Source organism: Candidatus Aquicultor secundus (genome assembly GCF_002791875.1).
In the GTDB taxonomy this organism is placed as follows: Bacteria; Actinomycetota; Aquicultoria; order Aquicultorales; family Aquicultoraceae; genus Aquicultor_A; species Aquicultor_A secundus.
In genome coordinates this window covers 18,761-30,510 of the sequence record NZ_PFNG01000205.1, presented here as the reverse complement: position 1 = coordinate 30,510, position 11,750 = coordinate 18,761, and the positions used below count along the sequence as shown (strand labels likewise).

16 protein-coding genes are annotated in these 11,750 nt (G+C 48.5%); 4 read left to right on the top strand and 12 right to left on the bottom strand.

Features of this window, described 5'->3' with window-relative positions; translation table 11 throughout:
• Window positions 1-98 precede the first annotated feature (98 nt).
• Window positions 99-1,352: an APC family permease gene (locus COY37_RS08755; protein WP_286678382.1), complete on the top strand. Its 1,254-nt coding sequence runs from the start codon at window positions 99-101 to the stop codon at window positions 1,350-1,352.
• A 43-nt stretch (window positions 1,353-1,395) separates the two neighbouring features.
• On the opposite strand, the gene COY37_RS08750 is transcribed toward COY37_RS08755, so the two are convergent.
• Both COY37_RS08750 and COY37_RS08745 read right to left on the bottom strand, forming a co-directional pair.
• Window positions 1,396-3,027: an HD domain-containing phosphohydrolase gene (locus tag COY37_RS08750; RefSeq protein ID WP_286678383.1), complete on the bottom strand. Its 1,632-nt coding sequence runs from the start codon at window positions 3,025-3,027 to the stop codon at window positions 1,396-1,398.
• Window positions 3,028-3,154: 127 nt separating this feature from the next.
• On the bottom strand, window positions 3,155-3,433 hold the full coding sequence (locus COY37_RS08745) for a hypothetical protein (protein ID WP_286977239.1): 279 nt from the start codon (window positions 3,431-3,433) through the stop codon (window positions 3,155-3,157).
• On the opposite strand from COY37_RS08745, the gene COY37_RS11945 reads away from it, so the two are divergent.
• Window positions 3,411-3,623: a peptidoglycan-binding domain-containing protein gene (locus COY37_RS11945; protein ID WP_353683013.1), complete on the top strand. Its 213-nt coding sequence runs from the start codon at window positions 3,411-3,413 to the stop codon at window positions 3,621-3,623. The genes COY37_RS08745 and COY37_RS11945 overlap by 23 nt on opposite strands.
• Before the next feature lie 4 nt (window positions 3,624-3,627).
• Here COY37_RS11945 and COY37_RS08740 read toward each other — a convergent pair whose 3' ends face one another.
• On the bottom strand, window positions 3,628-4,038 hold the full coding sequence (locus tag COY37_RS08740; protein ID WP_286678385.1) for a helix-turn-helix domain-containing protein: 411 nt from the start codon (window positions 4,036-4,038) through the stop codon (window positions 3,628-3,630).
• 105 nt (window positions 4,039-4,143) lie between these two features.
• Between COY37_RS08740 and COY37_RS08735 the strand changes: the two genes are divergently transcribed.
• Window positions 4,144-4,380 carry a helix-turn-helix transcriptional regulator gene (locus tag COY37_RS08735; RefSeq protein ID WP_286678386.1) on the top strand — a complete coding sequence of 79 codons (237 nt, stop codon included), beginning with the start codon at window positions 4,144-4,146 and terminating at the stop codon, window positions 4,378-4,380.
• 32 nt (window positions 4,381-4,412) lie between these two features.
• Window positions 4,413-4,682, top strand: coding sequence for a hypothetical protein (locus COY37_RS08730; protein ID WP_286678387.1), 270 nt, complete (start codon window positions 4,413-4,415; stop codon window positions 4,680-4,682).
• A gap of 43 nt (window positions 4,683-4,725) precedes the next feature.
• Here COY37_RS08730 and COY37_RS08725 read toward each other — a convergent pair whose 3' ends face one another.
• The 9 genes from COY37_RS08725 to COY37_RS08685 all read right to left on the bottom strand — a co-directional run.
• Window positions 4,726-5,274, bottom strand: coding sequence for a DUF6115 domain-containing protein (locus COY37_RS08725; protein WP_286678388.1), 549 nt, complete (start codon window positions 5,272-5,274; stop codon window positions 4,726-4,728).
• Between the two features lie 13 nt (window positions 5,275-5,287).
• Window positions 5,288-5,656: a hypothetical protein gene (locus tag COY37_RS08720; RefSeq protein ID WP_286977236.1), complete on the bottom strand. Its 369-nt coding sequence runs from the start codon at window positions 5,654-5,656 to the stop codon at window positions 5,288-5,290.
• A gap of 66 nt (window positions 5,657-5,722) precedes the next feature.
• On the bottom strand, window positions 5,723-6,391 hold the full coding sequence (locus COY37_RS08715) for a flagellar brake protein (protein WP_286678390.1): 669 nt from the start codon (window positions 6,389-6,391) through the stop codon (window positions 5,723-5,725).
• Between the two features lie 139 nt (window positions 6,392-6,530).
• Window positions 6,531-7,301, bottom strand: a complete 771-nt coding sequence (locus COY37_RS08710; RefSeq protein ID WP_286677729.1) for a FliA/WhiG family RNA polymerase sigma factor — start codon at window positions 7,299-7,301, stop codon at window positions 6,531-6,533.
• Window positions 7,302-7,318: 17 nt separating this feature from the next.
• Window positions 7,319-7,720, bottom strand: coding sequence for a hypothetical protein (locus tag COY37_RS08705; protein ID WP_286677728.1), 402 nt, complete (start codon window positions 7,718-7,720; stop codon window positions 7,319-7,321).
• Window positions 7,721-8,398, bottom strand: a complete 678-nt coding sequence (locus COY37_RS08700) for a flagellar brake protein (protein ID WP_286677727.1) — start codon at window positions 8,396-8,398, stop codon at window positions 7,721-7,723.
• Window positions 8,399-8,409: 11 nt separating this feature from the next.
• A complete protein-coding gene (locus COY37_RS08695; RefSeq protein ID WP_286677726.1) occupies window positions 8,410-9,639 on the bottom strand; it encodes a MinD/ParA family protein in 1,230 nt (409 codons plus the stop codon).
• Entirely contained in the window at window positions 9,623-10,765 is a 1,143-nt protein-coding gene (gene flhF, locus COY37_RS08690; RefSeq protein ID WP_286677725.1) for a flagellar biosynthesis GTPase FlhF, read from the bottom strand. Before flhF ends, COY37_RS08695 begins: the two co-directional genes overlap by 17 nt.
• A partial coding sequence (locus tag COY37_RS08685; RefSeq protein ID WP_286977233.1) for a flagellar biosynthesis protein FlhA occupies window positions 10,762-11,750 on the bottom strand: 989 nt, incomplete at its 5' end. The genes flhF and COY37_RS08685, both read right to left, overlap by 4 nt.

Here is an 11,750-nt window from a genome sequence, read left to right as displayed (position 1 = left end):
CATTCTGCAAATACTTATAAATAGTGTGGGCTAAGCTCTTTCGGGTACTAAAAGACAAGCGGATTGCATCAAGTTATTACACCTGAAGGGAAAGAATTATGTCGAAGTCCGGTCTAACGCGTTCCCTCGGCGTGCTCGATACTACCGGAATTGCCCTTGGAGCTATAATTGGGGCGGGGATATTCGTAACCATAAACCAGGCGTCAGCTGCAGCGGGTTCGGCGTTTTTACTCGCGCTCCCCATCGGTGCGATTGTTGCGGGATTGAGCGGTTTGAGTTCAGTTGAGCTTGGCATTCGATATCCGAAATCAGGTGGCGCGTACGAGTTCGGACGTGTTCTCATATCGCCGGTGGTGGGCTTTATCGGGGGCTGGCTCTATCTACTCGGTGGTATCACGGCAAGCTCCACGTTTGCCATTGCCTTTACCGGATACTTCAACCTACTTTTGCCGGGAGTGTCGCTAAAATTAGCCACAATTGTACTCATCGCTTTTGCAACTGCATTTAATTATTTTGGGGTCCGCACCTCATCGCTGGTTAACGGCCTACTGGTCATCACAAAGGTAGGCGTTCTGGTGGGATTTGTCATCATTGGTATCCCGAGCGTGAGCATGGTGAACTTCCAGCCATTTGATCCGGGCAACATCGGTGGGCTTTTCCGCGCCTCAGCGCTCATGGTCTTCGCCTACGCCGGTTTTGCACGCCCCGTCACCCTTGTCGAAGAAGTGTCCTGCCCTCAAAAGACGCTGCCACAAGCTATGTTCTCAGCGCTTTTTATCGCCTCAGCGCTTTATTTTGCCACCTCGAGCGTGGCCATTGGTGTTTTGGGTAGTAACGCGATCGAGCAGAGCAAAGCGCCGCTCAGCAAGGCAGCCGTTAGCTTTGCCGGGTATCCCGGCGAAATCGTGGTGTCGATCGGAGCGCTTACCGCAATCGGAAGCGTGCTCCTCACCGAGGTTCTTGCGCTCTCTCGCGTCGTGTTCGCAATGGCGCGAGGTGGCGACCTGCCAGCATGGCTTGCCGTGGTCCACCCACGCTACCTGGTACCCGCTAGGGCGGTTATCCTGGTCGGGTTGTTCATCATTCTGCCGGCGCTCTACGCTACGCTCGGCACTGTCATCACGGCGAGCAGCCTTACATTTCTCATCTACTACGCCTTGATGAATATCTGCGCATTGCGTCTTAAAGACAAGCAGATTTACAATCGGCTTATACCGATTGGGGGTCTTGCTACCGCGCTTATCCTTGCCTTTGCTTTGCCGCTCGAATCGGCTATTATCAACGCGGTTGTGGTAGTCATAGGGATTGCATACTACTACTGGGTCAAGCCATTTATTAACAAAAACCGGTGAATAGCAAAAAAATAACTTTGGTAAATTTAGCGGAAAGGCCGGCCTAATCCGTGTAAGCGGTTTCTCTTTCTTGCTCACCTTCAAGATCTGACAGATCCCTACTATTTAGAATGGCAACCAGTGCGCCGACCGCTGCAGTATCAAATTTAGTGCCGCTACCATTTATGATCTCCTGGGTTGCATCAAGCCTATCTTTTGCTTCATGATACGATCGCGTATTTGTCATCGCATCAAACACATCGGCAACAGCGATAATCCGAGCATGAATTGGTATTGCCTCTCCGACTAGTCCCTCCGGGTAGCCTGAACCATCTAGTTTTTCATGGTGATATTTAATAGCCGGTACTAACTTTTGGAGGCCTTTTATCGGGGATAGCAGCTTTTCTGCTATTAATGGATGCTCTTTTACTATCTCAAACTCGTCATCAGTTAATTCTCCCGGCTTATTAAGTATATGCATCGGTATGGTTACTTTACCGACATCATGAATGCGGCCGGCTTCATAGATTAGCACAATATCATCCTCAGGCAGGCCCATCTCCTTGGCAATATCTTTTGCAAGCTCGGCAACTCTCATAGAATGGTCATTTGAGAACTGATCAACAGCGTTAACTAAACTGTTGAGCATCGAGACGTTCTCAACATATGTTTTCTCTAACTCAAAATATAGCTGGCTGTTTTCGATCGCTGTCCCAAGTAAACCGCAGCAGGCCTTTATTGCCTCAACAGTTTCGGGAGATATCGGGAAGGTAGACCTCCAACCAATATTTAGCACCCCCAAAACCTTTCGCTTTGTCTCTACTTTAATAGATATAAAGGTTCGCACTGCGGACGCCTTTGCTATTTCTAACCGTTGCCCGTTAAAATCCTCGATTGCTTTCAGCGGTCCTTTAACGTTATGAGTTAAAGCATAACCTTTAGGGTCTATTATCTTAACCGGGTACACTAGTTGTTCTGGGATACCATATTGAGTCTTAAGGACAAAATTACCGCTCTCTTCATCTTTTAAGTAAAGGGCCGCAATTCTAATTTCCGGAATGCATGAAAGGCTCTCAATAAACTTCTGCACTAGCTGTTTTATGGATGGCTCATCATGTAAGGAAAAGGCTAAACTGCTAAATAATCCAAGTATTAACTTGCGACGTGCTTGGCGTTGACTGTCGATGTACTTTTCATCCTCGCCTTTTAGAATGTTTAAGGCGCTTCTAGAATATTCAAGACCTATGTGTTTCTCGGCTTCCGGTGTCGGAGCAGTATATAGATCAAAACTGCAGGGCCCCTGTTCTTGGCTCGGGCTTATTGCCACTACCTTGCTATAACCAAAAGACAGAAACCCGATACCGCCTATTACTCCGCGCATAAATGAACAAAGTGAAGGCGACTTATCTTCTGTAAAGGGGCAGCGTTTAACTTTAAAGCGCATCCGATCTTTCTCGATTAATTCCGGGATTAGCTGATAATCGAATTCAGAATAGAGTAATTTGGACAGCGCATTTATAAACAATGCTTGCCTTGGCTGACCTTCCTGTAGATCGAGCACCTTTTTTACCCGCCATTGCATTTGGGATGCAATTTTCAATCCTAAACTAGAAGTTGTCGTTTCAGGCAGTAAAGAATCATCAATGGTTTTTGCAAATTCGCAGATTAATCTTTTAAATAAAGCACCATCTTCCATGCTGTACTCCCTTTACACTTAAAGCACCTTGATTTTGGATATCGCTAACTATTAAGTACTAATCGGTAAGCAAGCGGGATAATTAATAGCTGAGCCTTGCATTTGTTACCGACATTTCCGAACGGGGTTATGCCGAGTGCCCGGCAGGAACGACAAACCCACTACCGGCGCAAGCATGCTGTAAAGCGGTACACCAGGACGTCGATAGAACTAACAGTCGAAAGCGTTTACTATCGCTCAATGGAGGGAAGACCCCAAAAAGAGGGGAGCCGTCATCATCGATTCCCGATGGATCGCCGGCAATATCATCGGTATAAAAACCGCTCTCGGCACGTTCTCCTGCATTCGAATCATTCCGCAAGGCAACCACAAACCCGACCGTAATACATCTGCCCACCCTTAGCATTGGCTCCAGGGGCCCGGAAGTAAAGAATCTGCAGGCAAGGCTTAATGCTAAGGGCTTTTGCCTTGATGTCGACGGCATCTTCGGCCCGAAAACGGCGGCAGTGCTTGCAAGTTGGCAGAAAAAACGCGGTCTTACGCCAAACGCCCATACGAACGCGCAAACCTGGAAAAGCCTTGGCAGGGCAGCATAGCAGCCTACCCGCGTCGGCCTGTGCGGTACTTTGCTTTCAACTCTTTTATTAGCTCCTCGACCTCTTGTTTTTGCTCTTCGTTTAAAGACACAAGCTCCGAGGTTAGTTCAATCGCCCTCTCATCCAGTACAAGTTCGGCGATTTTTGGGTTTCTATCTATTTTGTCTTTTGCCTCGTATTCCCTGTGTTCCTTGAAGTACGACGGCTCGATTTTAAGACCCTTCGCGATAACTTTGATGTTCTCCTTAGTAGGCTTTGATTTGCCGGACGCCAGGTTATGAAGGTACGTGGTCGATAGCTTCCGCTCAATTTCACGTGCGAGCTTAGGGAAGCTAAATTTCTTGGCCTTCATCAACTCCCTAAGGGCCTCCGAGAAATCCTTATATGTGCGGTCGCCGGGCGCATATGCGTTCATACCATAATTATAAGCTTGTCGTAGTAATTATTGACAACATCCGTTGACAATCGTTAAAAGTTTCTATAACCTTTCACTTGAAGGTTAATACGCGGGAGTTTTCGTATGACTTGTTTTTTAACAAAACTCGAGATGGTATTGCACGAGCGCGAGATCAGCCAGAGCGCGCTGGCAAGGAAAATCGGTGTAGACCGCAGCCTTGTAAACAAGTGGGTGAAAGGTAAGCACATACCATCAGCGTGTTTCATGACCAAAATTGCACGGGAGCTGAGAATGACCGAGCAAGAGTTGTTCTTCGATGCCAACTTCAAAGATGCGTGCAAGCACCATAGCGATACATAGCTACAATCAACTATACGAGGGGCAGGATGCATATGGGGGGCGTAACACAATTATTTGAAGCCTTGATAACAAGGTTGAAATCAGTGCTTTTTGCGGGCGACAACGAAAAGCTTTTAGAAAAGCAGATGGATGAACTCGAAATGCGGATGGATTCGGCAGAGCGAATTTTATTAAAGGAACGCGACAACCTTCTTAAAGAGTTTAACAAAGAATCGGACCCGATACGAAGGCGCCGGCTTATGCTTGGAATCACGGAGATCGAGACTATCCTGAAGAAACGGCAGATGCTTGGAGATAGCTAATCGCACCAGTTGTATTTGAAGCATAGCTTTAGGCGCTTTAGGATTATACCATTGGTTGCCTTGGCTGGCGGGGTTGAGAGAGGATATCCATCGTACTTATCTCCATCAGGTTGATGATAAGCTGGACTTCGTCTGCGCTCATACCAGTATGCTTTGCGATCTGAGCCGCGCTCCAGCCCCTGCGACTTAGCTCGTGAACTTCCTTGTGCTTGATAGCCTGGCCTTGAGGTGCATGCACTGCCGTGGCTTGTGGTGTAGGGGCCTGGGCTATTTCGGGCTGTCGGGGCTGGACAATTGGCCTTAGCTCATCCCCGTATTCGTAGTAGTATTGCAGCTCGCGTATGCGGTCATCCGCTTTGTCGATCATTTGGTTAAGCCTGTCGGCGGATTCTTCCATATCTTCAAGGGCTTTCTTAACCGAATCCTGCAGTTCTTTAATCATTAAGCTGAGGGAGTTTTCGAGGGAGTGAAGCTCTTCGTTGTTCTTTCTCATCCGGTCAGCGGCGGATATCCGCTTTAGCGTTGCCCAAGCCAGAACGGGGATTCCAATTAATGTAATTGAAAGTAGTGCGACTATTAGTTCAAACCCCATACCAAACGAGCTCCTATATTTTTATGTCTATGATATGTTCAGGTGCCGATGATTGAGCTTCTTTTTTTTCTTTATCTGCTTCGCCGCTCGTTTGTTCTTGCTGCCCCTTGTCGTGCGAACCCTGGCCGGCGTTTTTACTCTTGTTTTGAATCGTTACTTCATCCGCATGGGGGGAAGAGTTAACCTGCCGTTCTTTTACCTCATGCTGCTTTTGCAGTTGCTCAGCAAATTGTTGTTGTTGGACCTTTGATTGCTGCTGCTGGGATTGCTGCACACGCTCGACTTCTTGTGCTTTTTGAACGATTATCTGAAGATCGGTTGGCCGGATCGACATGGCGCGCCTTCCTTCTAAAAAACTACTATTACTCACCCGGTAAAACAATCAATCCGCTAATGAATTATAGCATGCTGGCCTGTAGGCATCTAGTGAAAAACTGTTACAAAGGCGCTAGGCTTTTTTCTTGGGTTTTCTTAATGAAAGCTGTTCTTGAGTAATATACTTGATTATTTTATCTCGGTCGGATTCTCTTATCTTTTTGAAGTTAACGCCGACCAGATATTCGTTTCTGATAATACTGCGCGGCATTACTCGGACAATCTCACCGACAACTTCTATCGCGCGTTCTTCTGCTAATGCTATAATAAGCTTCATCTTGCCGCCCGTATAAATAGTTTTCGCGCTTCGTATCACCATACCGATGCCACACCCGCTTAAATCCCACACCAAGGCTTCGACCGGCAAGATCTCGGCATCGATGACTTCTTTTTCGATAAGCTGGTAGTGGGCTATCGCCGATGGTTTGGAGAGCCTGAAATACTGCCTGCGTTGGACAAAGTCGATTTCTCCGGTGGGGTTGAGCACTAAACGGCTCTTTGTCTCGTCGGATTCATCAATTGCGGCTTTAATTAGATGTGCGCCGTTTTCCTCAGGGAGAACAATTGTCACCGTATTCAATGCATTTGTATTTAGTGGAGTTGATTTTCTACCGAGGGCCTGGCATACGACAAGCTCATGATTTAAGATGTTGCTGACACCAAAAGGCCAGGAAAGACCTTTTACATCTTCGATGTAGACTATTTGACCCGCTTTTACTAAATCCAGAGCTTCTACCTGCATGTATCCATCCTCTAATGCATGTTTACAAAAGCACTATCCATAAAAGCATTAATAAGCGTAAACCTGTAAACGTTATTCTATAAAATTATCGGCCTAAAATAAGAAAACAATAATTGCGCCGATTGTTTTTAGGTATGCGCTAGATTTCAACCTGCAAGTGCGAGAGTTTGTGCCTGAGCTTTACGACCGCTTTGGTTCGTATTTGGGATATCCGCGATTCAGACAGCCCTAACACCTCGCTCGATTCTTTTAATGTAAGGCCCTCGTAGTAGTAAAGGGCGATCACCATTTGCTCTTGTTTGCTCAGGCTATCAATGCCCGCCATCAGCAAGTCCCGCATCTCGGTGAGTTCGACTAATTCGACGGGGTCGTATGAGTTTTTGTCTTCGATGCGCTCACCGAGAGTAACGCCGCCTTCTTCATCCTGGATTACCATCTCATCAAGCGATAGGAGGGGGAGACGGCTGACCTCTGCAAGCATGCTGTTAAAGGATTCGATATCAATATCCAGTTCCTTAGCGACTTCTTCATTTGTCGCAGTTCTGCCAAGGCGTTGTTCAACTTCGCAGAATGCTTTCCCTAATTGTTTGGCTTTTTGACGCATTGATCGCGGGGCGAGGTCGAATGCCCGCAGCCCATCAAGGATGGCCCCTCTGATTCTTGGGATCGCGTAGGTCTCGAATTTGATACCGCGGCTGAAATCGTATTTTTCTATCGCGTCGATTAAGCCGAATATCCCATAGCTTACCAGGTCGTTTCTGTCAGCCTCCGGGGGGAGGTTGCCTTTAACGCGCTCGGCAACGTATTTTACTAGTGATAAATTGCTAACGATAAGGTCTTCTTTTGCTTGTGGATCGTTATGAACCTTATAGAGCACCCATTTGTTTTGAGTAGCTACTGTCCCGTTCATCGTTCACCGTTTCCGATTTAGTTTGTCTGACTGCTATCTCCCTTATCGGTTTCGATCTTTCGGGGCTTAAATGGTTCAAACTCTTTTATTTCAGGTTTCTCGGAATCGCCGGCGAGGGCCGTATCCATATCATCAAGCGGCGGGGAAGTAAAATCAAGGTTCTGTCCTTTTGCCGCGGCCCCCTTGTCGAATTCCTTGCTTATTTCAACCATCGATTTGCGTGCGGCGTTTATGATGACTGAGTTGACTACCGTCAACATAGTCCATGTTAGTACGGCGGTTATTGCAAAAGCAAGAAGAAAGCGCTGGAGGAGTATGAAGATGATGTCACCACCGGTAAGCAACGCCATTGAGGTGGATATTAAACTTATAAGGAAGCCAACCAGGATAGTAATCTTGTTAATGGTACCATTGGCCATTTAGTTTCTCCTATGAAGACGCCGCCTTCTTCCGGCTCGATCAATCTGCTCTCTAAATAACTGGCCGATAATGCGGTCTCTGTCGCGCTCGTCGATGAGCGAGAAGTATATGCACAGTAAACTTTTACCGATTATAGGCTCATTCGGGATACAACGCATCACTTCGCCGACAAGGCTTACCTGCTGCCCGCCCGCAAGCTCTATCTCCGTGCGAATCGGCGTGCCGGAGGGGAGTTCATCCTCTATGGGGACAACAAAGGCGACGCCATTTCCGCTTAAATCCTTTACCGGAGCTTCGATGAGTTTGCTCTCGAAGATATCCTCAGGGCCGTTAAGCGGGCGGTATTTTGCCCGTATAAGCGGCCTTGAGAGCCTGAAAAACTCACGCCGCTGGATATGCGTTGCCTTGCTTGTAAGGGCAAGCGTAAGCCACACGGGGTCACTCGCAACTTCCATCACCGTGGTAGGGAACCTGAATATGCCGTTCTCGACCGAGCAGACGACAAGTAGCTTATCGCCCTCTTTTATATCAAGTGTGCGGGGGTTTTCAATTAAAAGCTCACACGTTATGCTTTTAAGGTCCTCCGAGACCGAGCCGATTGAAAATGGCCAATTCTCGCCGGGCTTTATCTCGACCATCACTAGAAGCCCTGGTTTTAGAACTTTATGCTTTCTCACTTTTGCCACACCTATCTTTCAAACAATCTGGAAAGAAAACCGCGAAGCCCGTTTCTGCCGGTGATTTGTATGTCGTCTGTGCTTACCTGATCAAGGCTTGCCGCGATCTGTTTAATACATTTGGACGCCCGTGCGCCCGGATAGCCTAGAATAAAAGGCTGTTGTTTTCTGACCGACATGTTGACCGATGGATCGGAGACGATGTACCCGACGGGTTCAATTCTCTTGTTTAAGAATTGCCTGGTCGCCATGACTATCCGGCCTGCAATTTCCTGACCTTCTTTTTCGCTGGATACCATGTTTACCACGATTTTTATATCGACATTGGGGTCTCGCTGCGTTAGGACTTTTATCAGCCCGTATGCGTCGGTGATCGCCGTCGGCTCTGGGGTGGTGATTATAAGCGCTTCCCGTGCGGCCAGGATAAACGAAATGATATCTTTGGCTATGCCGGCACCCGTATCTATAAGAGTGATATCCGCTTCGCGTTCGAGCGAAACGAAGCTCTCAAGAAGTTTTTGCTGTTGCTCATCGCTTAAGTTAGCCAGCTCGGGTATCCCCGAGCCGCCCGGCACAATTTTAATCGAGTGGGGACCGGTCACCAGGATCTCCTGCATTGTTTTATCCCCATCAACGAGGTTTTTCAGGTTATATTTTGGGTTGATACCGAAGAGCACATCTATGTTTGCAAGGCCGAGGTCGGCATCAAGCAGTATGACCTTCTTACCACGCATAGCAAGCGCAATGCCAAGATTCGCAACGAGATTACTTTTACCAACGCCGCCCTTGCCGCTGCTTATCGCTATCACCCTCGTGCTAAATGTCGATGCGGCTGGAGCCGGGGTAGGGGACACGCCAACCACCATCTTTGGCACAGGCTTAGGTTTTTCGGGTTGAATCGGCTCGGGTTGAATTTGTGGGGGCTGCACGGGCACTGGCAAAAGCGGTTCCGGTTCGACCGGTAACGGCCTGACGGCTGGTGTTATGTCTATGATCTCGCCTTCGGGCTGTCTGGTTTCTTCCGCTGCGGGAGGAACGTTATCGCTTACGTCCGGCGCCACGTCCACATAGCTTTTTGTCGCTAACCTGGCAGCGGGCGTTTTAATCTCAGGAATGATACTCTGTTCAACGGGGGCTTTTTCGGGTGTTCTTGCCATGGGATCAATAATAAGATTGGCCCGCTCTCGCTCTTCTCGAATCTTTTGCGCTAACTCACGAAGTTTCTTAGCTTGGTCGTTCATCTAACGGCTCTCCTAATATTAGATTGGCAAGCTTGTGCGATTCGGCCACCTCAATATCCTCGGGCACGTTCTGTCCCACGGTTAAATACGAAATAGCTACCTTTGCTTTATGCGCTATGTTAAACATTGTTCCAGGTGTGTTTGTCTCATCCAGTTTGGTAAATATCAGCCTGTTTATTGGAACCACTGAGAACCTTCGTATCGCATTTATCTGGTCCGAGAGCTTGGTGGTCACGCTTAAGACCAGGTGTATCTCATCCGGCGCGCAGACGTTCATCAACCCCATAAGCTCACCCATCTGGGTCTCGTTAAGCGGGCTTCTCCCCGCCGTATCTATTAGGACCAAGTCTTTATCCTGGTGCTTGTCAAGCGCTTCCCGGACGTCCTGGCTATTAAAGATGACCTCAATCGGTACTCCGATAATCTCGGCATATGTCTTGAGCTGGTCGACGGCGGCGATTCTATAGGTATCGGCGGTTAAAAAGACCGCTTTTTTCCCCTCGTAGAGGCAGTAGCGAGCCGCGAGCTTTGCGATAGTCGTTGTTTTTCCCGCCCCCGTTGGCCCGATAAGCGCGATTACTTTTCTCTTGCCGTCTTCGAGGGATAGGGGGGCGCTTACCGGTATGAGCTTTGCCATCTCGCTTACCAGTTTGGCCCGCAGGATTTCGGGGGTGGCAAGCTCCGATGTGCTGAGCTGCTCTTGCACGTTTTTCATGAGCTTTTTCGCCGCTTCGTCCTCGACTTTTGCCTGGAGGAGCCGCTCGTAGATATCCAGGAAACATGCGGGCACCTCCTGGAACAGGGGATCGGTTAGTTGGCTTGCAATAGTTTTAACGATTGATTTTATCTCTTCGACTTCGACCTGGAGCTGGTCGAATCTTTCTTCAAGAACTTCGGTTGTTTCAACGGGAGCCGAGCCGTTGCTTTCAACTTCACGCCCTTTTGGCTCCATCAAGTTAACATCAAGCCCGGCGGTTATCTCAACCGCGTTCTTTTTTACCAGGTTAAGCGGCCACGACCTCTGCAGGCGGCGGGTATGCAGGATAACCGCCTCAGGACCCAAATCGGATTTGACCTTTGCGATGGCCTCTTCCATATTTGCTGCCTCGTAACGTTTTATTTTCAAACTAGGCTCACCATCCCAACAGATTGTAGTTCGAATTCAGGTGCTATCTCATTGTAAGACAAAACCGCTAAATTAGGCAGCTTGCGTTCAGCAATTTTTCTCAGCGGTCGCCGGATGTTTGTGGAGCATAAAATTACCGGTGATCTTCCTTGGCGCAGGACTTCTTCCAGGGTATTAGATAGGCTCTCAAGTATCTGCTGCGTCCGCGCCGGGTCGAGCGAGATTACAATGCCCTGATCGGTATACTCAACTGAATCGACGATCTCTTTTTCTATTAATGGATCAACCGCTATGACATCGAGCTTACCGTCTTCGGACTGATGCTGGTGGCAGATGCTACGCCCGATCGCCTGACGTGCATACTCTGTGAGGATATCGATATTACGCGTGTTTCGTGCGCTATCGCCCAGTGCCTCAAGGAGCGTAGTCATATCCCTGATCGATACCCGCTCGGCAAGAAGCCCCTGCAGAACCTGCTGGATCTCACCAACGGTTAAGACACCGGGCACGACTTCCTCGACAACCACAGGGTAGCTCTGCTTGATGTTATCCAGCAGTTGCTGCACATCCTGGCGGCTTATAAGCTCATGCGCATATTTCTTCGTGATCTCCGAGAGGTGGGTGATCATGGCCGACGTCGGGTCGACCACGGTATATCCCATAACCTCGGCCTCCTCACGGCGCTCGGGCGATATCCAATATGCCGTAAGACCGAAGGCCGGCTCTCTTGTTTCCGTGCCGTCAATTGTAGCAACCGTCATCCCGGAATCAATCGCAAGCAGTTGATCGAGAAACACGCTTGACCGCGCGATATCCGATCCCTTGATCTTAATGCGGTACTCGCTAGGCGCGATCTGGATGTTATCCCTAATCCTAATCGGCGGCACCACATAGCCCAAATCAAGAGCGATTTGGCGCCGCATTAATGTTATCCTGTCAAGAATTTCGCCGCCCTGGTCGGGGTCGACAAGAGGAATAAGACTGT